Origin of the sequence: Desulfovulcanus ferrireducens, from assembly GCF_018704065.1 — a bacterium.
GTDB classification, from domain to species: Bacteria; Desulfobacterota; Desulfovibrionia; order Desulfovibrionales; family Desulfonatronovibrionaceae; genus Desulfovulcanus; species Desulfovulcanus ferrireducens.
In genome coordinates this window covers 62,532-85,964 of sequence record NZ_JAGUQP010000006.1, presented here as the reverse complement: position 1 = coordinate 85,964, position 23,433 = coordinate 62,532, and the positions used below count along the sequence as shown (strand labels likewise).

Sequence of the window (23,433 nt, the reverse complement as noted above, 5' to 3'; positions counted from 1 at the left end):
GTTAAAAATCTAAAAGTTTAATAGAGTTTATGCCAAACCTTACTCAGAGGAAAAATTTTCATAATTTTTTTTCAATCCTGATTCCTTTCATGCTGGTGCAAATGCCTGGACCCATCTATAGCTTGCTTGCGGGCAGAGCATAATGGGGCATTTAGGATAAATGAACATTTATTTTATTGTCGATAGTTATGGCAAATACTCCCAGATATTTAGCTTTGTCAGCCCGATGCTCTGCTTATCCGCAAGCTTCGCTAAGTTGGGTTGCCCAGCCATTCGCAATGCTTTCAAGAAACCAGGATTTCTAATTAGGTAGTCCAAAATAGGGTTTGGCCACAAACTCAATAGGTGATGAATTCAGGCTCTAAACTTATGATTCTCGACCCTCGGCTCTCGACTCAGGAGATTCATAGATGCGAATAATTGCCGGGAAATATAAAGGAAGAAAGATTAAAACCTGCCATGGCCAGGGATATCGGCCAGCAACAGGACGGGTAAGAGAATCGCTTTTTTCCATGCTTGAGGCCAGAGGAGTGTTTTGGCCTGAGGTAGCAGTATTGGATGTTTTTGCCGGCAGTGGTTCTTTGGGTTTGGAGGCCTTGAGTCGCGGGGCTAAGAAAGCTGTTTTTTGGGAAAAGAATGCACGGGCAGCAAATTTTATTCGGGCCAATTTAAGGTTACTTGATGTTCCAAAGACAAAAGCCCATGTTTTATGTGCTGATGTGTTTAAAATTTTGGATAAAAATGCTGACTTAAGTTTTGACATGGTTTTTATTGATCCTCCCTATGGTAAAGATTTATTGATTCCTGCTCTCCAGGGCCTGATCGCACACGGTTGGATTAATGAGCAGGCTTTGATTGTAGCAGAAGTGGAGAATAAATTGGAACTAACACACCTATTTAAAGAAAATTTAATACTTTTAAAAGATAAATTGTTTGGTCAGACAAGGATTTATATATGGGAAAAGAAAAACGCGTAGCCATTTATCCGGGCACATTTGATCCTCTTACTAATGGACATTTTTGTTTAGTTGACCGGGGCCTGGACATTTTTGATCAAATTATTGTGGCGGTGGCCCATGATTCCCCAAAAAATCCACTCTTTACCCTTGAGGAACGGGTGGAGATGGCCAAAGAGGTTTTTGCCGGAGAACCAAGAATTATAGTTGAACCTTTTGCAGGGCTTTTGATTGATTATGCCCGTAAAAAAAAGGCCAAGGCCATTCTAAGGGGACTGCGAGCTGTTTCTGATTTTGAATATGAATTTCAGATGGCCCTGATGAATAGAAAACTGGATCCTATGATTCAGACAGTATTCTTAATGACTGATTATAGATGGTTGTATATTAGTTCCACTATTATCAAGGATGTGGCCAAACTGGGCGGAAATATTCATGGTTTGGTTCCGGAAGTTGTTGAAAAGAAATTGTTGGAGCGTTTTGGGAAGAAAGGGCAAGGGTGAGCTGGAGATTGTTATGTTGTTTGATGTTGATGGGGGTGGACCTGGGGCTTCATATTTCACTAAATGTCTCATATAGTTATCATTTCATATACTCATAACCCCATTAACCAAGCTCGGGAAATTCAATGGATTCAACAGAGAACTTGCCTAAAATCATCTGTATTTTGGGTCCAACAGGGACGGGCAAGACTGATTTGGCCCTATCTTTGGCCAAAAAGGTAGATATATCTGTAATCAATTTTGATTCCAGGCAGGTCTACAAAGAATTGCCTATCATCACTGCCCAGCCAAGTGTGCAGGAGCAGTCTGTCTGTCCCCATTATTTATATGGATTTTTAACTGTCAGGGAAAAGATTAGTGCTGGAGAATTTGTCTCTTTAGCATCTGACTTGATCTGGCGAGAATGGAAAAGACAGCGACTGCCTGTCTTGGTGGGTGGAACCGGGCTTTATTTGCGTTCCTTGCTCTATGGGCTTGCTCCCATACCGTCTGTTCCAGATAGTGTTCGTGATGAGGTTAAACTAAAATGTATAAAACATGGTCCGGAAGCTTTGTATGCTGAGCTTAAAAAAGTTGATCCGGAATATGCGGAAAAAATCCACCCTAGGGATAGACAGCGTATAACCAGGGCCCTGGAAGTATACCTGGCAACAGGTACGACTATTTCTGACTGGCATAAACGACATAAGCCTGAGCTAAAGTTTTCAGCCTTAAAAATTGGTCTTATCCACGATCTGGATATGCTCACTGAAAGGCTAGCCATCCGTATTGATAAGATGCTTTCTCTTGGTGCAGTGGAAGAGGTAGAAAATGCTTACAAAATGTATAAAGATGAAACTTTGCCTGGTTTTAGCGGCATTGGTTGTCCGGAACTTATAGCTTATCTTAAGGGGCATCTGACTTTAGAAGAGGCCAAGAAGTTGTGGTTAAAAAATACTCGAGCCTATGCCAAGAGACAGATAACCTGGTTTAAAAAAGAAAAAAATATATTCTGGTTTAAACCACAGGAAGTAATGCTAGCTTGGGATAAAATAATCGCCTGGTTAGATTGAACTTCTTTTGCCCCCTTGCAAAAAGGCAAACGGAGGAGGCCATGTACAGAAAAGTTATTCTTTTAGCCCTTTTTGGATTATCAATAATTTTTTGGGGACAAGTCTGGGCCCAAAACCTGAGTATAAACGATAATTCTTATGTGCAAAACTTTGATAACGGTAAAATTGACTGGCAAACTGGGTTGGTTACAGCAGTTGGAACTGCTGCTCCTCCAGCCAATACAATGAACCTGGACCAGGCAAGGGCTTTAGCCTTACGCGCAGCAACTGTGGTGGCTAGAAGAAATCTGTTGGAAATTATAAAGGTAGTACAGATAGATTCAGCAACGTCAGTAGCAAATTGTATGGTCGCAAATAATATTACTCTTACTCAGGTGAGGGGATTTTTACAAAATTCTCAAATACTGGATACTGCCTATTTGTCTGATGGCTCTGTTGAAGTAACTGTTGGCGTTAGTTTGAGAGGCGGGCTGGCAAGTGTAATTATTCCCAAAACAATTCCTTTTAGACCCAAAATCAATAAGTCTGAACCTGTTCAGCAAGAGCTACTTACGCCGGATCTTCCGGTTTTTTCTTTAGTAGAAGAAGCTGGTGCTCAGCCACAGTCAGAAGTGGAAATAGAGGCCCCCAGAACTATCTATAGTGGTTTGTTAGTGGATGCTCGTGGTTTAGGAGCGAGGCCGGTCATGATCCCTAAGATATTGGATGAGAATGGCATGGATGTTTACGGTTCAGCCTTGGTCAGTCGGGAATATGCTGTTCAGCAGGGTATGGTTGGATATGCCAAGGATTTGGTCAAAGCCAGCCAAAATCCTCGTGTTGCAGATACTCCATTTATTGTTAAGGCTATCGCGGCTAAAGGCAAGGCCAAGACAGATCTCGTTATACCCAATGATAAGGCTGATGAGCTTAGATCTCTGGCCAAGAATCACCGTTTTCTGGAAAAATGTCGGGTAATGATTATTCTAGATTAATTTGTTCATCTTGGCGATAACCCTGATAGTGATAGGCCATACTTTCCTGGGTGCTGGCGCTTATGAGATGAGGCTGTGGCCAAACCTTACTTAAGAGGATAATTTTTCATAATTTTCTCAATCCTGATTTCTAATCTGGTAGTCAAAATGAGGGTTGGCCCCAGACTTAAAAGGAAGTAAAATGGAATTTTTTAAAATAAAAAATGGAGTAAGCAAGTTTAGGGGGTATGCTATGAAACTCCCAGCCGGAGCGTTGAGGAATCAATTCATGAATTATGGTTTAAGCTCGTTTGTCTCTTCGATAATTTTGGGATTGAGTTTTGTTCTGTGGTCTTCGCTTGCCATTGCCGGGCAGCAGGTACACATCTTTTGGCCCTTGGAAGCCGGAGAGACCCATTTACAGGTTCAGGATCAAGCTTTGGAGTTTGCTTTTAATCAGGCTATAATGCTCGAGGTAGACGATATTTTAGGAGTTCAGCTGGAAAACCCTCGAAGAGAAATGCTGGCTGAGTTTTTGACTCCTAAAGTTAAAGAACTTGTCTTAAGCTATCGGGAATTAAGTAAAAAACTTCAGCCTGAAGAGCTTGTTATGGACTTGGAAGTTAATGTGAACAGAGAAAGGTTAAAATCTCTTTTAAAGAGAATTGGTGTATTTTATACCAGTACCAAAACTTGGCCATATGATTTAACCTTAAAAGGTTTTAATCCTGAGGACTGGGAGTTGTTGTCAAGACTTCAGATTCTAACCGGAGTTACTGTTCAAGCTGAGGCCACCCCACATTTGATTTTGAAAAAGGACACCCAGGGTTTTTGGCAGGGAGAGCTTGAATATAAAGGGCAAAATATAACTCAGAGTGGTGAAGCCCTTAATGACGTATGGATGGCTTTATGGGCAAGGTTTTTTAGTTTGGCCGATGTTCAGGCGGATTTTGTGGCCAGGTATAGCCTGGCTACCAGTGGTTGGGTCACTACAGATGCAATTATGTTTTTTGACCAGCTTCTGGACAAATGGGATAGGGAAGTAGAGTCGCACAAAATCGTGGCCGTAAATGTTGATGTCTTGAGCATTACCGGGAGTTGGACCATTTCCACATTGGATAGAGCAAAACTAGAGCAAAAATTAAGTGAGTATTTACCAAAGCGGGGAGTTGTTTTCGAGTTGAAAAAGTTGAATTAAAGTCACACCGCTTATCGATTGGTTAATTTAGTTAAGAGTCTGTGGCCAAACCTTACTTAAGAGGACAACCTGAATCCGTGAAAGTGAGTAAATTTTGTCTATTGACAATTAGCAATCCGGAACTTTTGTCAAACAGGCGAAAAAACTCCCTCGAAGGCAGCCTAAATTAAAATTTTAACACGATTCGTTGGATTTTTGGGGTATTATATTTTCAGGTTTTTAAGCAAATTTTGGAGCTAACGATTTAAAAAGATTTTAATTAAGTCTGCCTAACTCGGTCAGACAGTTTTCGCTGTTTTCCAAAGGCCCCGTATTGTTACAGGAATCGTTGTTGAGTTAATTTTCACGGATCTAGGGGACAATTTTTCATAATTTTTTCAATCCTGATTTCTTTCATGCTGGTGCAAATGCCTGGATCCAACTACCCCAGTTGAATAATCCCGCTTCGCTGGATTCAACGGGGTAAAAAGTTTGCTTGCGGGTAGAGCATAATGGGTTATTTTTGATAAACGAATAATTTTTTAATTATACCCAAGTTGAGCGATTTTCGCTCAATGGGTGAGATTGCCACGGACAGCTTCGCTGCCCTCGCAATGACAATCTCGCTCCTGTCATTGCGAGGGCAGCGAAGCAATTTTGAAGTTTGAGCTGCAAAAAATCGCTCAATTTAAACTATAGATAGTTATGGCAAAGAGTCCCAGATATTTAGCTTTGTCCCCCTATGCTCTGCTTATCCGCAAGCTAAGCTCAAGATGGCTTACCCAGTCCTTTGCAATGCATTCAAGAAACCGGGATTTCTAATCTGGTAGTCAAAATGGGGGTTGGCCACAAACTCTTAAGATGAATATATTGGAGAGAAAAAGGTTGGCAAAAGTTAGAGTAGGGCGATAAATTTTAAGCTCTCGCTAGAATTTAGGTAAAAGAAAATTTCAGCCTCAAACTGGTTATACCGGATGGCGGTTTATGTTTTAACTTTTTACCGCGGAGACTTGAGTATCTAGAATAAAAAGGTGACTATGCAGTAGTGGGTATGTATTGTTAAAAGTAAATCTGTTTAACGTTTGACCTGATGATGTCTAAGCTTTTTGATATGGAGAAAGACAGCTAGAGTTCATGGGTTAGATCAACCTGATGCGTGATAAAGAGCAAGGTACGTAATGAACGAGCGAAACAACTGGACTATCCCCAATTTTTTAACGGTGGTAAGGATCCTCATTACTCCTAGTTTTGTAGCAGCCTTTGTTAATGAAAATTTTTATGTGGCCTGGTGGCTGTTTGCTTTGGCTGGAATTACCGATGCCTTTGATGGATTTCTGGCTAGGGTTTTAAAACAGCGCTCTAGGCTAGGGGCAATGCTTGATCCTTTGGCAGACAAGGTGCTGTTGGTGACATCATTTGTATGTCTGGGGATTAAAGGTTGGCTTCCGGCCTGGTTGGTAATTTTAGTTGTGAGTAGAGATTTGATAATTCTTGGTGGTTTGGCTGTCCTTCACTTTTGGGGAGTGGATATAAGCAGAAAAATTAATCCCTCTTGGATAAGCAAAGTGACGACCATGTTTCAAATTCTACTTGTTTTTTTTGTCCTTGTGGTCAAAAGTACGTCTTGGCCAGTTAACTGGCTGTTGCCCAAACTTGTTTTTGTGGTAGTATTGTTGACTATAATTTCTGGGACACATTATGTGTATAGAGGACTAAATTATTTTTTTCAAAATGGAGATTGAGTCAGAATTGAACAAAATTCACTGGCCATCTTACCTACTCAACCCAAGTGCGGCCATTGGATGCACCTCTTTAGAGGTGTGATAGGTTGTGGATGAATATATCCGATGGTAATCATGGGCATTTTCAGAAGAAATAAAAAATCCCGGTTAAACCGGGATTTTTTATTTCTCACCTAGTTGCAACCAGAGTATCACGTGAACCAGAGTGAAAAAAGCAAGAGACAAGTCGTCAATCTTCACTTATTTAGTGAAAGGTGTTTTTTCATGAAGAGACAAAAGAAAATGGTTAGTCAACATCTCGTTACGGTTTAAAAAACTATTTTTGTTCTCTTTTGTCGCTTTAAACCAGAGTTATTTGGAATCATTTTTTTCAGAATCGTCTTCGGGTTTTTTGTCCGGAGTGACGTCAATCTCTTCTGGCTCAGAAGTGGCTTTTTTAAAGTTTTTAATAGCCCTACCCATTCCAGAGCCGATTTCCGGTAACTTGTTGGCTCCAAAGATGACTAAGACTATGACTAAAATAATGATTAGCTCGGGGATTCCTATTCCAAACATGCATTGCCTCCTTTTTCCTTGGTTAGAGTCGATATACACTTGGGCTTGGTGATGGTCAAGATATGTTTAGAGTTTGAACAGGGTAAACGTATCTAATTTTTAAGAGAAAGCATCGCGCCAAGCCGCTAAGTCGCCAAGGAAAATAAAGGCTTTTGTTCGCCTTCCTCCCTTAAGCCGAACAAAAGATTCTCGTCCCTTTGGCCGATGTTTGATGTGCACTAAAGATTTGTTAGATATATAAATTTTCGAATTCAGCTTAGGTTTATCAATTTACCCTGGCCTGAAAGGCCAGTAAGTCAGCTCTGTCAGGATTTTGTTGACAGTGCTGACGCTTTCGCTACCTCTAACCTTGGCGTCTCTGCGTCTTGGCGCGAAAATTTTTGCAATTTAGGTGCGTTTGCCCTGAGGGTTAGAACTTTTGAGTTTGGAATTATGGAGGCAAGTTTAAACGGCTTTCAAACTTTTAAGGATTCAATCTAATTTTGACGTTGGCTAGACGTTTAGCAACAACTGACAGCTAATCTTTAGCCCTTTGCCTATTTTTAGGCTAAACAGGCTTGTGTTTTGGGACTCGGACATCTAAAAGAGATTTTTTAGGAATGATTTAGGGATAAAAGGGAGTTGAGATGGATAGAATAGTGATTATCGGCCATGGATTTGTTGCTTATAAGTTTGTGACCCAAGTAAAAAAGATTGCACCTAAAACTGAGGTGCTCTGGTTTGATGAATATAGTGAAGAGAAATATCCCCTGCCACTACTCAGTCAACTTGTTCAAGACGGAGAAAAGATTGAAAACTGGTCCAGAGCGAGAGCTAAACTTAAAGTAGGACTTGATAACTTTCTGTTTCAAAGGGGAGAAAAGCCAATTTTGGGAAAAAGAATTCAAGTAAATGTACCCAGGAAAGAACTTACAATTTTGACTAATATGGGGCATACTGCATATCAGTTTGACCAAATCATCATCATTCCCAAGGTAGCGGTTTATCCCCCTACATATGTCCGAGAAGAAAAGGTTTTGATTTGGCCTGAACAAACTTGTGTACAATATGTTATCGATCATTTTGATGAACTGGATAACCTGATAGTAGTTGGAAATGATTTGGCCCTTGTGCAGGTGCTATTGATGGCAAGGAAAAAGTTTATCTGGATAAGGGAGAACAAAACCTTTTTTGAGCCTGAGCTGGAATTTTACCTTGAAGAACATCTAAAGAAAAAGGGCGTTGAGCTTAGGAAAGTCGATAAAATAGAAAATTGGTCGGATAAGTTAAACACGAGAGAGGCTGAAAGATTAGTCGTCTTTTCAGGACGAATTGCTTGCGATGAAAGATGGAGTGAAAATTTTGGCTTTGATTTAGACCAGTTGCAAACATCGCTTGCTCAAGGTTTAAAGTCTCATGATGTTTACCTAATACCGATTTTACAGGACAGGGAACAGTTTTTGTTACAATATAATGAAGAACACTTGTCCAATTTGGCCCGAAAGTTGGCCCGGAGTTTTTTTAGGAATACGGGAGTTGTTTTGGGTTCGGAATCTATGGAATTATTTTTGTTACAAACCGGAGGCAAAGAGTTTGCAAAAGCAGGGCTAAGTTTAAACGAGGCCAGGCAAAAGGGTTTTCAAGCCGAGTTTGTGGTTTGTGTAGGATATGATGACATATGGCAAAAAGATGAATATGTGGCAAAAATGATCGTGGACAGGGAAACCAGACAGATTCTTGGTTTCCAGATGGCAGGGGCAGGGGGTAGTAGATGGACGGATATGGCCTCTGTATATATAAATTTACGGACTAAAGTGGATGATATCCTGAAAGACAAGTTTTTAGCCAAGGGTTTAAAAGTTAATCCTTTGCTACGATTGGCCAGGATGGCCATCCATAAGTTGGAGCCAGGCATCCTGGGCATAACTCCGGATGAATTACTGGAATCCAAAAGAGATGGGGCCGATTTTTTCCTTTTGGATGTGCGTTCTACTCAGGAATGGGAAAAAGGACGTCTGCCAGGTGCCTATAACATTCCTTTAAACCAGTTAAAGAAAAGAGTTATGGAAATTCCCAGATTTACGCCTCTGGTAATTTATTCTCACAGTTCTGGCCGGGCATATGAAGCAGCCAAATTGTTGGCCAATATGGGAGCCAAACAATTATATGTAATTGATGGGGGGTACAGGCTCTGGCCATATCAAAAAGATGAAGAAGAAAGAAGAGCGCCTTTACCTTTTAGAGGCAATCAATGTAGTATGTGTGGCATATAATCCGGAAATCATTGATTTATTAAAAATTTGCCCTCTTAAGTAGGGTTTGGCCACTGACTCTTGGAGGGCGGTACTGCTTTTAGCTGGCTTGCCAATTATTCTGTATAACTAGACAAAATCATTGAATAAAGTTTGATGGGCAAATTGCATTTTTTCCCCGGAGAGGGGTGCCTTTTTTTTAAATATGGTCATTGCGTTTATGAGGAGATTTTAAATCCTGGTTATAATAGGCATTGGCAATGTCAGGTACTTGTTAAGTGGGAAAAAGAATATGACCACTTGGTTAATCAGGCTGAATATTTTCAGTTGAATCCCAGTCAAGTAGAAGGTATTTGGGAGAGAAGAATGGCCAGAAAAATTATTTCTGGCTGGAATTGCCCACACTATATCTCGTGCGAAGAAGAAGAGAGTTGCATCTATCTTCATGGAAACATCTGTATTCTGGCTTTGCCCAAATGCATGGGACGTTGTCATTTATATCAGTATAATGGACATAAGAGCATAATTGACGATCTTGGTGAGGAATAGGTATGTTTGCTCTGTTTACAAGCTCAACTCGTCTGAATCGTTACCATCAATAAACTGAAAATATCCTGGAGTAGGTAAGAAAATGTCAGATAACATTTTAATCCACTTCCCTTATATGCACAAAGAATTTGTCTCTGAAATCCTGCAGAATAAGGCCTTGTTTTTAAACCCGGGATTGGAATTAACTGATGAGGATAATTATTTTTTACCGTCAAGCCTTGTCTTAACTCCTCGTGAAGCCAAAGCCTATATCAACGAGTGCCTAAAATTTGGAGAACAATTTAAAAAACCTTCAGATATGGCTTACTTTGGATTGAAGGGAATCGATGATTTCTATACAGACACTACATTGGCTATAAAATCAGAGTTGATTGGAGCCGGAGACAAAAAAAAAGACGAGCGATTATTTGAGGCAAAAAAAGCACAGATGCTTCTGCTTTTAGGGTATGCTCTGGAGGAGAGGATTATTGAGTTGCTCCAGATTGATGACAAACTAAAAAATTCCTGGCAAAAATTTGAACAGCTTTTGGGGGTGGAAAAAGATGATGATATTTGGGCTAAGACTACTTTTTCCACGCCAATTGCCAGCCAGGTAAACTTGGGGTGGGAAAAGCTTCTTTACCCTTTTGCCTTGTTTTTACCTGAAAATGGAAAATTAATGGTGGTGGACCGGCAGGTTCAAGAAGCCCTTGCGGAAATGGGGGTTAACTGGGAGAAAAAGGATTTGGACATTGAGGGCAGTCCACTAAAAGTTTCTGGTTTAAATGTTTTTGAAGGAGTATTAAAAAAAGAAAAATTAGACCAAAAAGGCAAGTTTTTATATAATGATTTAAAATTGTTAGCCTTGGTTTAAGTCTGATTTATTGTTTGTTGAGTTCATTGTGTTTATTGTCCGATGGTTTTGTTATCCAGTCTGGCGTGATAAGATGCAACTGCAAAAATTAAAAATTTACAATTTTGGCAAAAAATTATCCTGTAGCCCATTTAAATAATTCAACATTCATAATTCGAAATTCAACATTGCCTGCAAAAAGGGACTTTTTGCAGGCGCATCTGATAACAGGGATTTATACTTTTTAATATCAAATTAATATCGAAAATCAATAATGAACACAACTCCAAATTTTTGTTGTTTCCATGATAAAACCGTTAAGTAACTTTATTGCATTGCAGCAATATTTGTCTAGATTGTAAATTTAATTTTTTAGAACCTGCATCAGGTTGTGAAAAAATGCCGGGGGTGCTTATTGTTTATTTGTAACTTTCTTTTGAAAAAAATAGAAATAGCAGGCCTTAAAGGGATAATTTTTGATTGTGATGGTGTGTTGTTTGATTCGAGAGAAGTTAATATCAAATATTACAATATGATTAAAGAAGCCCTCGGACTACCTCCAATGTGTAAGGAGGAAGAGGAATATGTGCATATGCATTCAGTGGACAATTCGTTAAGATTTATTGTCCCTGATAAGTTACGTCATAAACTTCCTGAAATTCGTCAAAAAATCAATTATAAAGTTTTAATTCCGTATATGCGCCCGGAAGAGGGGCTGTTGCCACTTTTGCAGTTTCTGAGGCAAAAAAGGATTGCCTGTTCTGTTAATACTAACAGAACTACAACTATGGATCTGGTCCTGGAGCATTTTCAGCTCTACACTTATTTTTCTCCGGTTATAACTGCAGCTAGGGTTAGTCAGCCCAAGCCTAATCCTGAGGGCATTTTTAAAATTTTGAGGATGTGGTCATATAGACCAGAGCAGGTAGTTTTCATTGGCGATTCCGAGGTAGACCAGGAAACAGCCCGCAGGGCCGGGGTACCTTTTTGGGGGTTTAAAAATATTTATTTACAGGCGGATATGTATATCCCCGACTTCTGGACTATGCGACAATACCTGATACGCAACTTATGAAGTGTAAAGGCACTAAAAGTGACGTTATTTCACAGTATGAACATTTAACATTTTCTGCAAAAAAATATCTTTTTGCAGTATATTGGGAGGGCCGATGTTTATATTTACCAACTTTTTACAAGCAATAGCCAGTATTGTTGACACTCTTTTATCTTTATATTTTTGGGTAGTCATTATTTCTGCTTTACTTTCTTGGGTTAATCCTGATCCCTACAATCCAATCGTACGTATCTTGCGCAACCTGACAGAACCTGTTTTTTACCGTGTCCGTAAGTGGCTTCCCTTTACATATGTCGGCGGTGTAGATTTGTCTCCTATTGTCGTTTTAATGGCGATTCAATTTTTAAAAATATTTTTAGTGCAATCAATGCTTCAAATAGCTATGCAGCTAAATTGATGGCATAGGCTGAGGATATAGCTATGAGTACTTCCAAAGTTGATATTTTAAATCAAAAGTTTTCTACTTCTCTTTTTGGCTACAAAAAGGCGGAGATAGACATTTTTTTGCAAGAAGTAGCCGACCAATTGGGCAAATTGGCCGAGGAAAAGGAAAACTTACAGAAGCAGGTAGAGGCTTTTAGTAAAAGCCTGGAAGAGTACAAAAGTCGGGAGAAAATTTTACAGAGCACCCTGATTACTACTCAGAAGATGGTCGATGATCTTAAGGCTAATGCTCATAAACAGGCCAAGCTTATTGTAGAAGAGGCTCAGGCCAAGGCAGAAGATATTTTAAACCAGGCTCACAAAAGACTGGCCCAGATTCACGAAGATATAACCGAGCTTAAAAGACAGCGCACCCATTTTGAGATAAAACTAAGAGCACTTATCGAATCACATCTTAAGCTGTTGGAGTCGAATAGTATAGAAGAACAGCAAGTGGATGAAATAGAGTCTAAATTAAAATTTTTGGGAGTAAGTTAAAAGTAAAAATGCAGGGATATTCTTTTTATGCGCAAGTAAAAAAAGGGATCTGGCGCTTAATGGTCTGGGTCCAGCCCAAGGCCAAGAAGAATGAGGTAGTTGGCCTTTATGATCAGCGGTTAAAAATCAGAGTCCAGGCTCCGCCCGTTGATGATAAAGCTAATAGTGCTCTGTGTTCATTTATTGCCAAAGAACTTGGGCTCAGGAAAAATCAGGTCAGTATTGAAAGTGGACAGACAACAAGGCAGAAAAATATTCTTATTAAAGCTGATCAGGAGCCTGCCTGGCATAAGTTATATAACCAATAAATGTGATTTAGTCTAAATAATGTCTTAACCAACCATATAAAGGAGGTTCCCATGGAACAATACGAATTGGAACTTATTGCCAAATACAGTGAAAAGGATTCTGAACTAAAAGCTTTATGGGAAGACCATTTAGCTTATGAAAAAAAACTAGAAAAATTTGAGAGTAAACCTTTTCTAACTCCTGGTGAAGAGCAGGAGATGAAGGAACTTAAAAAACTGAAATTGGCTGGTAAAACCAGGATGCAAGCCATCTTGGATAAATACAAAGCCATGGAGGGATGAAATGGAGTGGAGCGGAGCTCAGATCTTTTTAGAGTGTTTGAAACAAGAAGGCGTTAAGCATATTTTCGGTTTTCCCGGTGGAGCGGTTATTGATATCTATCATGAAATGCCTAACTATCCCTTTCAGCATATACTGGTGCGCCATGAACAGGGAGCTGTTCATGCTGCTGATGGGTATGCCCGTTCAACTGGCAAAGTAGGCGTGTGTCTAGTTACTTCCGGACCCGGAGCGACAAATACCGTGACCGGAATTGCCACGGCTTACATGGATTCAATTCCCCTGGTCGTTTTTACAGGGCAGGTGCCAACCCCGCTGATTGGCAATGATGCCTTTCAAGAAGTGGATATAGTCGGTATTACCAGGCCTTGTACTAAGCACAACTACCTGGTCAAAGATGTTAACGATCTGGCCAGGATTATAAAGGAGGCCTTTTATATTGCCAGCACAGGGCGCCCAGGTCCGGTTCTTGTGGATTTACCCAAGGATGTGATGCAGGCCAAGACAAGCAAGTTTGTTTATCCGGAAAAGATAAGCATGCGCAGCTATAACCCCAACTATCTGCCCAATAGAAAGCAGGTCAAAAAGGCAGCGAAGCTTATCTCCGAGGCCAAGCGACCTCTTATATATGCAGGGGGAGGCGTAATTTCCTCGTCAGCTTCCGAAGCACTGACAATGCTGGCCAGGAAATATAAGATACCGGTTACAACCACCTTAATGGGGTTGGGTGCTTTTCCTGGCAACGATCCATTATGGCTTGGTATGTTGGGAATGCACGGAACTTATACGGCTAATATGGCTGTGAATAATTCTGATCTGCTTATTTCTATCGGAGCCAGATTTGACGACCGGGTCACAGGTAAGATAGCCACTTTTGCTCCTAAGGCCAAAATTATTCACATTGATATTGATCCGACATCTATCCGCAAAAACGTTTCTGTGGACGTTCCTATTGTTTCTGATTGTTTGAACGCACTGGAGGCCCTGGAGGAAGAGTTGGTCAACGCAGATGTCAACTGGGAGGATAAACACGCTGACTGGATTGAACGTGTTAGAGAGTGGTCTCAGTCACACCCATTAAAATATGAAGACAGCGATGAATTTATCAAGCCACAAATGGTGGTGGAGAAAATTTATGAACTAACTTCTGGTCAGGCCATTATTACCACAGAAGTTGGACAGAACCAGATGTGGGCCGCACAATTCTATTACTATCATCATCCGCGAACTTTTCTTTCTTCCGGTGGTCTGGGTACAATGGGATATGGTTTTCCAGCGGCCATTGGGGCACAACTGGCCCATCCGGGCAAACTGGTTATTGACATTGCTGGCGACGGCTCCATTCAGATGAACATCCAGGAATTAGCCACTGCTGTCAGCTATGATTTACCAGTAAAAATCGTCATTTTAAATAACGGCTATCTGGGCATGGTCCGCCAGTGGCAGGAACTTTTTTACAATAAGAATTATTGTGCTACTTGCTTGCACAAAAATCCGGATTTTGTGAGCTTGGCCAAAGCCTATGGAGCTGATGGGTACCGGGTGAAGAAAAAGGAAGATGTGGAGCCAGTGCTCAAAGAGGCATTTGCCTCCAAAAAACCATGTATTGTTGATGTGTGGGTAGAGCCGGAAGAAAACGTCTATCCTATGGTTCCTGCTGGGGCGTCGTTAACAGAAATGCTTTTAGTATAGGAGGTAAACGCCGTGCGTCATGTCTTGTCTGTTTTAGTGGAGAACGAGCCAGGTGTTTTGTCCCGGGTGGCAGGTTTGTTTAGTGGGCGTGGTTTTAATATTGAAACACTCAGTGTGGGTCCTACCCTGGAAAAGGGCATGTCCTTGATGACCATAACTACCAGCGGTGATGAGCAGATTATCGAGCAGATTGTCAAGCAGTTGCGTAAAGTTGTCACTGTGGTGAAGGTCGTAGACCTTACGCGTATGCAGGCTGTGGAAAGAGAAATGGTCCTGATCAAAGTCAATGCGGAGGATTCAAAGCGAGCAGAGATTTTAAGAATTGTGGATATATTTAGATGCAAGGTAGTAGATGTAAGTATTGATGAGTTAACAATAGAGGCCACAGGGGACCAAAAAAAGATCAAGGCCATTGTTAATTTGTTGCAGCGTTTTGGGATTAAAGAATTTGTCCGTACAGGCACTGTGGCATTAAAGCGAAGTATGCAGTTTTAGTGAATGGGTGGATGGCCGAATGGCTGAAGTAGTACTTAATAAACTTAAACCATTCGGTCATATAACTAAAAATATAAGGAGATAATAATAATGAAGGTTTATTACGAACAGGATGCTGATTTGAGTGTATTACAGGACAAGACTATTGCTATTATTGGGTATGGAAGCCAGGGACATGCCCATGCCCAGAATTTGCGTGACTCAGGTTTAAACGTCATTGTAGGGCAAAGACCAGGAGGGCCTAACTGGCAATTGGCCCGTGAACATGGTTTTGAGCCAGTTTCAGCTTCTGAGGCAGCTGTTAAAGCCGATTTGATTCAAATTTTAGTCCAGGACCAATATCAGCCCAAAGTGTTTAAAGAGGAAGTATTGCCTAACCTAACAGCAGGTAAGACACTGGTTTTTAGTCATGGGTTTAATATTCATTTTAATCAAATTGTTCCCCCGCAAGATGTAGATGTGGTTATGGTTGCCCCCAAAGGGCCTGGACACCTGGTGCGTCGGGAGTATGTCCGCGGTGGTGGGGTACCTGCCCTGGTAGCTGTACATCAGGATTATACCGGTCAGGCTCTGGCCAGGGCACTGGCCTATGCCAGGGGTATTGGAGCAACTCGCTCAGGTGTTATTGAAACTACCTTTGCCGAAGAGACCGAGACAGATCTGTTTGGTGAGCAGGCTGTTCTCTGTGGTGGTGTGAGCGCCTTGATTCGGGCTGGTTTTGAGACATTGGTTGAAGCTGGCTATCAACCCGAAATAGCCTTTTTTGAATGTATGCACGAGTTAAAGCTGATCGTTGATTTGCTTTATGAAGGCGGGTTCAAGAAAATGCATTACTCCATCAGTGATACAGCTGAATATGGAGATTATACACGGGGGCCGAGGGTCGTTAATGAACAGGTGAAAAAAGAGATGAAAAAGATACTTGGCGAGATACAGGACGGAACCTTTGCCCGGGAATGGATCCTGGAAAATCAGGCTGGTACTCCCAGGTTTCAGGCCTTACGCCGACAGATGAATAATCATCAGATTGAGGAGGTAGGAGATAAATTAAGGGAAATGATGGCTTGGCTGAATAAGTAATTTTGAGTCAATAGTCGTGAGTCCGAGAGCCTGGAGTCTTTTAAATTTATTGATTTTCCTGGCCTCTCGACTCTCTGACTCACGACTTTCGGACTCACGACTATTATAAACTATGAACCATAAACAAGCTTCAGGGCAGGGAAAATGGGGTAGCCGTTATGCTTATTTAATTCTTTCAGGGCAGATAACCCAGGAAGAATTAAATAAGGCTATGGAGAGTGCCAAGAAAGAGAACAAAGACCTGGATGAGATACTCATGCAGGTCTATGATATTGATAAAAAAGAGTTGGGTAAGTCCCTGCAACTTTATTATGAAACCGAGTTCGTCCCTTTTGATCCCTCCATAGAACCTCCTTTTGAACTTTTTGAAAAGCGAAGATTAGACCCTGATTTTTTGAAAAGGTATGGTTGGGTACCGTTCAGGCAAGATGGCAAAACCATTGAAGTACTCATGACCAATCCCTTTGATTTGGGGAGGTTAGATGAAATCAGGTTTATTTTCGGTACCAGTAATATACGGGCTAAAGTCTCCACTGCTCACGATATCGAGCAATTTATTGAGCACTTTTACCAGCAGTTGAGTTCAGATCAGGAATTGGCTTCTCTGGTTGATGACTTGGATATTGATGATGAGACTGAAGTGGAGCAGGAACTGGAAGAAAGTGAGCTCAGTGAACATGATAGCGAAGTTGTCCGTTTGGTCAATGCCTTGCTTGTGGAAGCGTGGCGGAAAAATGCCTCTGATATCCATATTGAACCCAATGTCCGGGCCAGGTATTGTTCTATTAGATTTCGTATTGATGGCACTTGCCACGAATTTAGCAAGATTCGTTACGGGTTGGCCAAGCCATTGATATCTAGAATCAAGATCATGGCCCATCTAGATATTGCCGAGAGACGCTTGCCTCAGGATGGCAAGGTCAAAATCAAGCTGCCGGACCGGAATAAAGTTATTGAATTTAGGGTAGCCACCATTCCCACTGTGGAAAATCAGGAAGATGTTGTCTTACGTGTCCTGGCTTCGGGAAAGCCAATGTCCCTCGACAAGTTGGGGCTTTCAGAGACAAATTTTCAGGCCTTCCTTAAAATGATCCATAAGCCATACGGCCTGATTTTAGTGGTTGGCCCTACAGGCTCCGGCAAAACTACCACTTTGCATTCAGCCTTAAGCTACATTAATACACCTGAGCGCAAGATCTGGACTGCTGAAGATCCCGTGGAGATTACCCAGGATGGATTAAGACAGGTTCAAGTGAACCCCAAAATCGGGTTAACTTTTGCCGCTGCCTTGCGGTCCTTTTTACGGGCGGACCCGGATGTTATCATGATCGGTGAAATGCGGGATAAAGAAACTGCCCATATTGGGGTAGAGGCCTCTTTGACCGGGCATTTGGTCTTCTCCACATTGCACACCAATTCAGCTCCGGAGACCATCACCAGGCTGTTGGATATGGATCTGGACCCTTTTAATTTTGCAGATTCTTTGCTTTGTGTATTGGCACAGAGACTGATCAAGACCTTGTGTCCTCGGTGTAAAAAAAAGTATGTTCCTTCGGCTCAGGAGCTGGAAGAACTAAAGCATGAGTTCGGACCTGGTTTTGAAAAGTACGCTCGAAAATTTTTAGCAGGTAAGCCTGTTCTATTTCAACCCAAAGGATGTCGCCATTGCATAGGAGGATATAAAGGCAGGATCGGTATTCACGAACTTATGCCCACATCAGAAGGTATCAAGAATTTGATCAAGTACCGCGAACCTACAGAAAAGATTCGAGAACAGGCCATTAAAGATGGCATGTTAACTTTAAAGCAAGATGGTATTTTAAAAGTATTGCAGGGTATTACGGATATGTCCCAAGTCAGGGCAGCAGCTGGGTAAGCTATCTTAGTCCTTTACCTTACCATGCGTCATGTTTTGAACAATCAGGCCCGACAGAATGAGCATTAGGCCGATGATGGTCGAGGGTAAAATCTTTTCCCCGACAAAAAAATGGATAAAAATTAAAGATAAAAAAGGGGAAAGATAAATGAGATTACTGACTTGGGCTGTTGTCCTGGACAATTTTAACGCCTTTAACCAGAAGACAAAAGTGATGCCCATTTCAAATAAGCCTACGTATATGGCCCCTAAAATGCCAGGGAGGGAATAGATGGTTACATGGGAGGTCATACGCAGGTAAAGAAAAATAAAAATAAGGCCGAAGCAAAAGTTTAAAAACAGGCGCAAAATGGGGTCTAAGTCATCTTTGGTATTGGATATCCAGTAAAGAGACCAAATGATGGTGCTAACAAGGGCCAGGGTAGCGCCCATGGGGTTGGAGAATTTGAGTTCAAGCAGCTGACCGTGAGTAGAAATAACCACTACCCCGGAATAGCTAACAAAGATAGCCAGAATCTGGTAAAAGTTGATTCGTTGCTTGAGTAAGGGAATGGACAAAATAGTCAGGGCGATCCCCCAAGTATAGTTTAGAGACTGGGCTTCTTGGGCTGGCAGGAGTTCATAGGCTTTAAATAAAATCAGGTAGTATAAAAAGGGATTTAGCAGACCTAGAAACATGGACCGGAGAATATCAGGCCTATGGAATTTAGTCCAAAATCCGGGTCCAAAAAAGTAAAGACATAAAACGCCTAAAGCCAGGCTTGAGGTCAAAGTTGAGTAAAAAAGGAGTTGGACATGATCCAGGTAGCGAAGACTAATTTTAAAGGCCGATGCTACTGTGGACCAGATAAACACTGTTAGCAAGGCATAAAAGTAGGCTTTTTTTTGTCTGTCCATTGGCTAGATGTTAATTTTGAAGTAATTTTTTCTAAACCTTAAGTAAGAACAAGTGATTATGCAACATAAAGATGTTTTATCCTTAATTGGCCAGACCCCCCTAGTGGAGATAAAAAAACTCAATCCTTACAGCCATGTAAAAGTGCTGGCCAAACTAGAAGCAGGGAATCCTGGTGGCTCTATCAAGGATCGCGTAGCCTTGGCCATGATCGAGGCTGCAGAAAAATCAGGCCAACTAAACAAAGACAAGATAGTTATTGAGGCCACATCCGGTAATACGGGTATCGGGCTGGCCATGGTCTGTGCTGTAAAAGGATACAAATTAAAGCTTTTGATGCCGGAGTCTGCTTCTGAAGAGAGAAAGCGGATCATGCGTGCCTATGGGGCAGAAATAGTACTCACCCCGGGACACTTGGGTACGGATGGTGCCATTGAAGAAGCCTATCGCTTGGCCAGGGAAGAGCCAGATAAATATGTGCTCATGGATCAGTTTAACAATCCTGCCAGCATTGAGGCCCATTATCAGACCACAGGCAAGGAGATATGGGAACAGACAGGGGGAAAAGTTACCCATATTGTGGCCTGCTTGGGCACTTCCGGTACCATTATGGGGATTACCAAGAGGATAAAAGAACTGAACCCTGAGGTGCAGTGTATTGCCATTGAACCTTATGCCGGCCACAAGATTCAGGGGCTCAAGAATATGCAGGAGTCTTATCCTCCCGGCATTTATGATAAAACTATCCTGGACAGGGTTTTGCACGTTGAGGATGACGAGGCCTTTGAGATGTGCCGCAGGCTTGCCAGAGAAGAAGGTTTATTTGTGGGCATGAGTTCAGGGGCTGCCTTGGCCGGGGCCCTGAGTGTTGCCAAAGAGCTTGAAAGCGGGGTGGTAGTTACTATTTTTCCTGATGGAGGGGAGAGATACTTAAGCACTTCTCTTTTTGTTCCCCCTGAGAGACGCGGTATTAAAATCTTTGATTTGTATAAAAGAGAAGAGATTTGTTTACATACAGAAATTAGTCGTGGAGGCCCAAATTTATTCACTTTTGGCCCGAGTATGGATGCCCTGGATGAGCCTGAGCCCTGGCGCAGGATTGTGCTTTTTGATGTATTGAACCGCTATTTACGCCAAAAGGGCCATGACTCCAGATTGGTTGTGGGGTTGGCTGATTTTGATGACCGGACCCTTAAGGCTGCTAGGGCTGCTAACCTTAGCAGAAAAGAATTTTCCCAGGAGGCCGTGAGAAAGATTCACGAGCTGTCCGGCAAATTAAATATTCATACCGGGACCAGGTTTGTTCTCTCTTCCGAGCACACGGATACAGCTATTGAAATATGCCAAAAACTTTTATCCAAGGGAACAGCTTATGAAAAACTCAGGTCTGTCTACTTTGATGTGCGCCGGGATAGGGAGTACGGGGCATTGATTCATATGGACCTGTCCAAGATATTTCCGGGCAAGACCGTGGATCTGGAAAACTACGTCAAGGATAATCCGCGCGATTTTACTTTGCTCAAAAGAGCCAGCTTGCAGGATCTAAAAGAAGACAATGTCCTGAAAACCAGTTGGGGCAACGTCCGGCCTTCCTGGTATCTACAGCAGGCCAGTGTTGCAACGGCTACCTGTGAAGTCTTGGATGTGGTTCTGGCCGGACAGATGCATGCCTTTCCTCATGTGGATAATTTAAGGAGCATCTGGAAAAATGCCTTGAATATGCAGCCCCAGGCATGGATGATCTCCCTGGCTGTTGATTTTAAAGAACAAGTTCAGGAGAGAGCAGTAAGTATCAACTATTTTCTGGAACAGGGGTTAAAGCCATTGGCCATTAGAATGTGGCTTTTATCCACATCCTATCACAAGACACTTGTTTCCGGGCCAAGCAATTTACACATGTGGCTAAAAAATTGGGCCAAGGTTCAGGATGTATTGGTTAAACTTAAATCTTTTGTCTGGAAGGGAAAGGGGATCAGGCCTTTGATGGAGCAGGCAGTTTTTGATTTGAAAAAGAGTCTGCAAAATGCCTTTGAACATGATCTGAGTATACATAGGTTCTGGCCTAAGCTCTTTAACTTGGCCAGGGTTGCCCACAAGCTGATGGATAGAAAAGAGTTGACACTGGAAGAAGCGGAGTTTTTGGAGCAGACCTTAAAAAATATGGATGATGTTCTGGGTATTTTGGACTGGCAAAGCCTGCCCATACCTCTTGATGAACTACCGGATGAGATCAAGGAGATTCTCGCTAAAAGGAACCAGGCCCGTAAGGAGAAGAATTTTGAACTGGCAGATACTTTGCGCAAAGAACTCAACAAGTTGGGTTATCAGGTTGTGGATACTACCCAGGGCTCAATGGTGGTTAGTATTCATTAAGTTTGTAAATTTTGCCGGGTTTATGGATGTGTGTGACAAAGCCGAGGGGCAAAACTATGAGTAGCGAAATTTTTTGGATTGCTTTTGGGGATGTGCATGAGGATATAGGTAATTTAAACCGTATTCCCCATATAGAAAAGGCCAGAGGCGTGCTCATTTCCGGAGATTTGACCAATGTAGGCACAAAGGCAAGGGCCGAGCATCTAATTGAGCAAATAAAAGCTTATAATTCCAATATTTATGCACAGATTGGCAATATGGATACCAAAGGTGTTGAAGAGTACTATGAGCAGATAAATGTTAATGTCCACAATGAGTTGGTTGCACTTGCCCCGGAGGTCTTTTTGTTAGGATTGGGCTATTCCATCCCCACGCCATTTGCAACGCCTTCGGAAGTTGAAGAAAAACAGGTGGATTTATGGCTCAAGGGGAAAATAGAACAGGCGCTCAAGTGTTCCCATCTCATTTTTATGACTCATACCCCTCCTTATCAGACAAAAACAGATAAGGTCGCCTCAGGAGTTTCAGTGGGAAGTCAAGCTGTGCGTAAATTTATCGAGCAGGTTCAGCCAGAAGTATGTATTACCGGGCATATCCATGAGGCTAGGGCTGTAGATTATATTGGTAAAACAAAGATTATTAACCCTGGTCCCTTAAGCAGTGGGGGGTATGTTAAAATAGTCTTTGAAAATAATAGGTTAGAGGCAGAACTTTTGCAGGTGTAGAGTAATGGGGCAAAAGGTTAAACTGTATTCCTGGAATGTGAATGGGTTCCGGGCCGTCATTAAAAAAGGTTTCTGGGACTGGTTCTACAATTGTGACGGTGATGTTATCTGCCTGCAGGAAATCAAGGCCCAGCCTGATCAACTAGATGAGAAAGACAGGTGCCCTCAAGGATATGAGGCGATCTGGAATCCGGCCAGGCTGAAAAAAGGTTATTCAGGAGTGGTCAGTTTTTATCGTTTAAGGCCTCTAAGTTATTCTTTTGGGTTTCCAAATGGCCGTTTCCAAGGGGAAGGTCGGCTGATCTTGATGGAATATGAGCAGTTTTTTTTGTTTAATGTCTATTTTCCCAATGGCCAGATGAGCGAAGATCGTTTGCAGTTTAAATTGCAATACTATGATGAATTCCTGACCTATGCCCAGAGTTTAAGAAAGCAGAAGCCTGTTATTGTTTGCGGAGATTTTAATACTGCGCATAAAGAGATTGATTTGAAAAATCCTAAATCCAATGAGAAAAGATCGGGTTTTTTGCCAATTGAGCGTGCATGGTTGGACAAGTTTATTGCCAGTGGGTTTGTAGATACCTTCAGGATGTTTAATCAAGAGCCGGGACATTATACCTGGTGGACATACAGGTTTGGAGCCAGAAAACGGAATGCAGGTTGGCGTATTGATTATTTTTTTGTTTCTGAAGAGATAAAAGATAATGTGCGCAGGGCCTGGATCGAACCTGAAGTCATGGGTTCAGATCATTGTCCGATAGGTTTGGAGATAACTGTTTGAATTTAATAGCTGTAACGAGCACCAAATATTTTTTGGTGCTCTAACCATTTTGAAACTCGAAACAAAAGGCAAGGATAAAGTATGGTTGCTGACACGAGCATGAGGATTCCTGTCTCTAGCAGAACATCTGCCTGGTTAGATTTATTGCAGGTGCTTACTGGCGCAGGCCTTATTTTGTTTATGTGGACCCATATGCTGCTGGTATCCAGTGTGATAATCAGCCCCGGCCTTATGAATGCCATTGCAGGTTTTTTCGAGGATACTGGTCTGGCTCAGGTTGGCGGACCCCTAATTGGCGGCGTGTTTTTGTTTCATTTTCTTCTTACAGCAAGAAAGATGCCTTTTCGGCTTCATGAACAAAAGATTATCTGGCAGCAATCTG

General features: G+C 41.8%; 24 protein-coding genes. 22 read left to right on the top strand and 2 right to left on the bottom strand.

Going from position 1 to position 23,433, the window contains the following annotated elements:
- The first annotated feature begins 410 nt into the window (after positions 1 to 410).
- The 6 genes from rsmD to pgsA all read left to right on the top strand — a co-directional run bounded on the left by rsmD (position 411) and on the right by pgsA (position 6,383).
- A complete protein-coding gene (rsmD, locus tag KFV02_RS03620) occupies positions 411 to 977 on the top strand; it encodes a 16S rRNA (guanine(966)-N(2))-methyltransferase RsmD (protein WP_252380169.1) in 567 nt (188 codons plus the stop codon).
- Positions 956 to 1,459, top strand: a complete 504-nt coding sequence (gene coaD, locus KFV02_RS03615) for a pantetheine-phosphate adenylyltransferase (RefSeq protein WP_252380168.1) — start codon at positions 956 to 958, stop codon at positions 1,457 to 1,459. The genes rsmD and coaD overlap by 22 nt, the downstream gene beginning before the upstream one ends.
- Before the next feature lie 125 nt (positions 1,460 to 1,584).
- Complete coding sequence (gene miaA / locus KFV02_RS03610; RefSeq protein WP_252380167.1) at positions 1,585 to 2,511, top strand: tRNA (adenosine(37)-N6)-dimethylallyltransferase MiaA; 927 nt, start codon at positions 1,585 to 1,587, stop codon at positions 2,509 to 2,511.
- A gap of 41 nt (positions 2,512 to 2,552) precedes the next feature.
- Positions 2,553 to 3,485, top strand: a complete 933-nt coding sequence (locus KFV02_RS03605; protein ID WP_252380166.1) for a TP0624 family protein — start codon at positions 2,553 to 2,555, stop codon at positions 3,483 to 3,485.
- Between the two features lie 232 nt (positions 3,486 to 3,717).
- The gene (locus KFV02_RS03600; protein WP_252380165.1) at positions 3,718 to 4,662 is read left to right on the top strand and encodes a hypothetical protein; all 945 of its coding nucleotides are present in this window, start codon (positions 3,718 to 3,720) and stop codon (positions 4,660 to 4,662) included.
- 1,157 nt (positions 4,663 to 5,819) lie between these two features.
- A complete protein-coding gene (gene pgsA, locus KFV02_RS03595) occupies positions 5,820 to 6,383 on the top strand; it encodes a CDP-diacylglycerol--glycerol-3-phosphate 3-phosphatidyltransferase (RefSeq protein WP_252380164.1) in 564 nt (187 codons plus the stop codon).
- A 351-nt stretch (positions 6,384 to 6,734) separates the two neighbouring features.
- Here the strand turns inward: pgsA and KFV02_RS03590 are convergent, their stop codons facing one another.
- On the bottom strand, positions 6,735 to 6,938 hold the full coding sequence (locus KFV02_RS03590; RefSeq protein ID WP_252380163.1) for a twin-arginine translocase TatA/TatE family subunit: 204 nt from the start codon (positions 6,936 to 6,938) through the stop codon (positions 6,735 to 6,737).
- A 626-nt stretch (positions 6,939 to 7,564) separates the two neighbouring features.
- Here KFV02_RS03590 and KFV02_RS03585 point away from each other — a divergent pair.
- From KFV02_RS03585 to KFV02_RS03530, 12 genes are all read left to right on the top strand, one after another.
- Positions 7,565 to 9,190: a rhodanese-like domain-containing protein gene (locus KFV02_RS03585; RefSeq protein WP_252380162.1), complete on the top strand. Its 1,626-nt coding sequence runs from the start codon at positions 7,565 to 7,567 to the stop codon at positions 9,188 to 9,190.
- A gap of 135 nt (positions 9,191 to 9,325) precedes the next feature.
- Positions 9,326 to 9,718 carry a hypothetical protein gene (locus KFV02_RS03580; RefSeq protein WP_252380161.1) on the top strand — a complete coding sequence of 131 codons (393 nt, stop codon included), beginning with the start codon at positions 9,326 to 9,328 and terminating at the stop codon, positions 9,716 to 9,718.
- A gap of 82 nt (positions 9,719 to 9,800) precedes the next feature.
- Positions 9,801 to 10,571: a hypothetical protein gene (locus KFV02_RS03575; protein WP_252380160.1), complete on the top strand. Its 771-nt coding sequence runs from the start codon at positions 9,801 to 9,803 to the stop codon at positions 10,569 to 10,571.
- Between the two features lie 394 nt (positions 10,572 to 10,965).
- Positions 10,966 to 11,625, top strand: coding sequence for an HAD family hydrolase (locus KFV02_RS03570; RefSeq protein ID WP_252380159.1), 660 nt, complete (start codon positions 10,966 to 10,968; stop codon positions 11,623 to 11,625).
- Positions 11,626 to 11,719: 94 nt separating this feature from the next.
- Complete coding sequence (locus tag KFV02_RS03565; protein WP_252380158.1) at positions 11,720 to 12,022, top strand: YggT family protein; 303 nt, start codon at positions 11,720 to 11,722, stop codon at positions 12,020 to 12,022.
- A 23-nt stretch (positions 12,023 to 12,045) separates the two neighbouring features.
- Positions 12,046 to 12,546: a DivIVA domain-containing protein gene (locus KFV02_RS03560; RefSeq protein WP_252380157.1), complete on the top strand. Its 501-nt coding sequence runs from the start codon at positions 12,046 to 12,048 to the stop codon at positions 12,544 to 12,546.
- Positions 12,547 to 12,554: 8 nt separating this feature from the next.
- Entirely contained in the window at positions 12,555 to 12,854 is a 300-nt protein-coding gene (locus tag KFV02_RS03555; protein ID WP_252380156.1) for a DUF167 domain-containing protein, read from the top strand.
- A 51-nt stretch (positions 12,855 to 12,905) separates the two neighbouring features.
- On the top strand, positions 12,906 to 13,136 hold the full coding sequence (locus tag KFV02_RS03550; protein WP_252380155.1) for a DUF465 domain-containing protein: 231 nt from the start codon (positions 12,906 to 12,908) through the stop codon (positions 13,134 to 13,136).
- 1 nt (position 13,137) lies between these two features.
- Positions 13,138 to 14,826, top strand: coding sequence for a biosynthetic-type acetolactate synthase large subunit (gene ilvB, locus KFV02_RS03545; RefSeq protein WP_252380154.1), 1,689 nt, complete (start codon positions 13,138 to 13,140; stop codon positions 14,824 to 14,826).
- Between the two features lie 12 nt (positions 14,827 to 14,838).
- The gene (gene ilvN / locus KFV02_RS03540; protein ID WP_252380153.1) at positions 14,839 to 15,321 is read left to right on the top strand and encodes an acetolactate synthase small subunit; all 483 of its coding nucleotides are present in this window, start codon (positions 14,839 to 14,841) and stop codon (positions 15,319 to 15,321) included.
- A 90-nt stretch (positions 15,322 to 15,411) separates the two neighbouring features.
- Positions 15,412 to 16,401 carry a ketol-acid reductoisomerase gene (gene ilvC / locus KFV02_RS03535; RefSeq protein WP_252380152.1) on the top strand — a complete coding sequence of 330 codons (990 nt, stop codon included), beginning with the start codon at positions 15,412 to 15,414 and terminating at the stop codon, positions 16,399 to 16,401.
- Between the two features lie 112 nt (positions 16,402 to 16,513).
- Positions 16,514 to 18,277, top strand: a complete 1,764-nt coding sequence (locus KFV02_RS03530) for a GspE/PulE family protein (RefSeq protein WP_252380151.1) — start codon at positions 16,514 to 16,516, stop codon at positions 18,275 to 18,277.
- 6 nt (positions 18,278 to 18,283) lie between these two features.
- On the opposite strand, the gene KFV02_RS03525 is transcribed toward KFV02_RS03530, so the two are convergent.
- Positions 18,284 to 19,174 carry a DMT family transporter gene (locus KFV02_RS03525; protein WP_252380150.1) on the bottom strand — a complete coding sequence of 297 codons (891 nt, stop codon included), beginning with the start codon at positions 19,172 to 19,174 and terminating at the stop codon, positions 18,284 to 18,286.
- Positions 19,175 to 19,232: 58 nt separating this feature from the next.
- Here KFV02_RS03525 and KFV02_RS03520 point away from each other — a divergent pair, with 58 nt between their 5' ends.
- From KFV02_RS03520 to KFV02_RS03505, 4 genes are all read left to right on the top strand, one after another.
- Positions 19,233 to 21,545 carry a cysteine synthase gene (locus tag KFV02_RS03520; RefSeq protein WP_252380149.1) on the top strand — a complete coding sequence of 771 codons (2,313 nt, stop codon included), beginning with the start codon at positions 19,233 to 19,235 and terminating at the stop codon, positions 21,543 to 21,545.
- 56 nt (positions 21,546 to 21,601) lie between these two features.
- Entirely contained in the window at positions 21,602 to 22,270 is a 669-nt protein-coding gene (locus tag KFV02_RS03515; protein WP_252380148.1) for a metallophosphoesterase, read from the top strand.
- A 4-nt stretch (positions 22,271 to 22,274) separates the two neighbouring features.
- Entirely contained in the window at positions 22,275 to 23,051 is a 777-nt protein-coding gene (locus KFV02_RS03510) for an exodeoxyribonuclease III (protein ID WP_252380147.1), read from the top strand.
- 81 nt (positions 23,052 to 23,132) lie between these two features.
- Positions 23,133 to 23,433, top strand: a 301-nt coding sequence (locus KFV02_RS03505; RefSeq protein ID WP_491893146.1) for a succinate dehydrogenase/fumarate reductase transmembrane subunit, incomplete at its 3' end; no start/stop codon positions are given.

Excerpts from the sequence above, each read along its gene's own strand:
- rsmD (WP_252380169.1), top strand. The coding sequence starts at position 411 with ATGCGAATAATTGCCGGGAAATATAAAGGAAGAAAGATTAAAACCTGC.
- coaD (WP_252380168.1), top strand. The coding sequence starts at position 956 with ATGGGAAAAGAAAAACGCGTAGCCATTTATCCGGGCACATTTGATCCT.
- miaA (WP_252380167.1), top strand. The coding sequence starts at position 1,585 with ATGGATTCAACAGAGAACTTGCCTAAAATCATCTGTATTTTGGGTCCA.
- KFV02_RS03605 (WP_252380166.1), top strand. The coding sequence starts at position 2,553 with ATGTACAGAAAAGTTATTCTTTTAGCCCTTTTTGGATTATCAATAATT.
- KFV02_RS03600 (WP_252380165.1), top strand. The coding sequence starts at position 3,718 with ATGAAACTCCCAGCCGGAGCGTTGAGGAATCAATTCATGAATTATGGT.
- pgsA (WP_252380164.1), top strand. The coding sequence starts at position 5,820 with ATGAACGAGCGAAACAACTGGACTATCCCCAATTTTTTAACGGTGGTA.
- KFV02_RS03590 (WP_252380163.1), bottom strand. The coding sequence starts at position 6,938 with ATGTTTGGAATAGGAATCCCCGAGCTAATCATTATTTTAGTCATAGTC.
- KFV02_RS03585 (WP_252380162.1), top strand. The coding sequence starts at position 7,565 with ATGGATAGAATAGTGATTATCGGCCATGGATTTGTTGCTTATAAGTTT.
- KFV02_RS03580 (WP_252380161.1), top strand. The coding sequence starts at position 9,326 with ATGGGCAAATTGCATTTTTTCCCCGGAGAGGGGTGCCTTTTTTTTAAA.
- KFV02_RS03575 (WP_252380160.1), top strand. The coding sequence starts at position 9,801 with ATGTCAGATAACATTTTAATCCACTTCCCTTATATGCACAAAGAATTT.
- KFV02_RS03565 (WP_252380158.1), top strand. The coding sequence starts at position 11,720 with ATGTTTATATTTACCAACTTTTTACAAGCAATAGCCAGTATTGTTGAC.
- KFV02_RS03560 (WP_252380157.1), top strand. The coding sequence starts at position 12,046 with ATGAGTACTTCCAAAGTTGATATTTTAAATCAAAAGTTTTCTACTTCT.
- KFV02_RS03555 (WP_252380156.1), top strand. The coding sequence starts at position 12,555 with ATGCAGGGATATTCTTTTTATGCGCAAGTAAAAAAAGGGATCTGGCGC.
- KFV02_RS03550 (WP_252380155.1), top strand. The coding sequence starts at position 12,906 with ATGGAACAATACGAATTGGAACTTATTGCCAAATACAGTGAAAAGGAT.
- ilvB (WP_252380154.1), top strand. The coding sequence starts at position 13,138 with ATGGAGTGGAGCGGAGCTCAGATCTTTTTAGAGTGTTTGAAACAAGAA.
- ilvC (WP_252380152.1), top strand. The coding sequence starts at position 15,412 with ATGAAGGTTTATTACGAACAGGATGCTGATTTGAGTGTATTACAGGAC.
- KFV02_RS03530 (WP_252380151.1), top strand. The coding sequence starts at position 16,514 with ATGAACCATAAACAAGCTTCAGGGCAGGGAAAATGGGGTAGCCGTTAT.
- KFV02_RS03525 (WP_252380150.1), bottom strand. The coding sequence starts at position 19,174 with ATGGACAGACAAAAAAAAGCCTACTTTTATGCCTTGCTAACAGTGTTT.
- KFV02_RS03520 (WP_252380149.1), top strand. The coding sequence starts at position 19,233 with ATGCAACATAAAGATGTTTTATCCTTAATTGGCCAGACCCCCCTAGTG.
- KFV02_RS03515 (WP_252380148.1), top strand. The coding sequence starts at position 21,602 with ATGAGTAGCGAAATTTTTTGGATTGCTTTTGGGGATGTGCATGAGGAT.
- KFV02_RS03510 (WP_252380147.1), top strand. The coding sequence starts at position 22,275 with ATGGGGCAAAAGGTTAAACTGTATTCCTGGAATGTGAATGGGTTCCGG.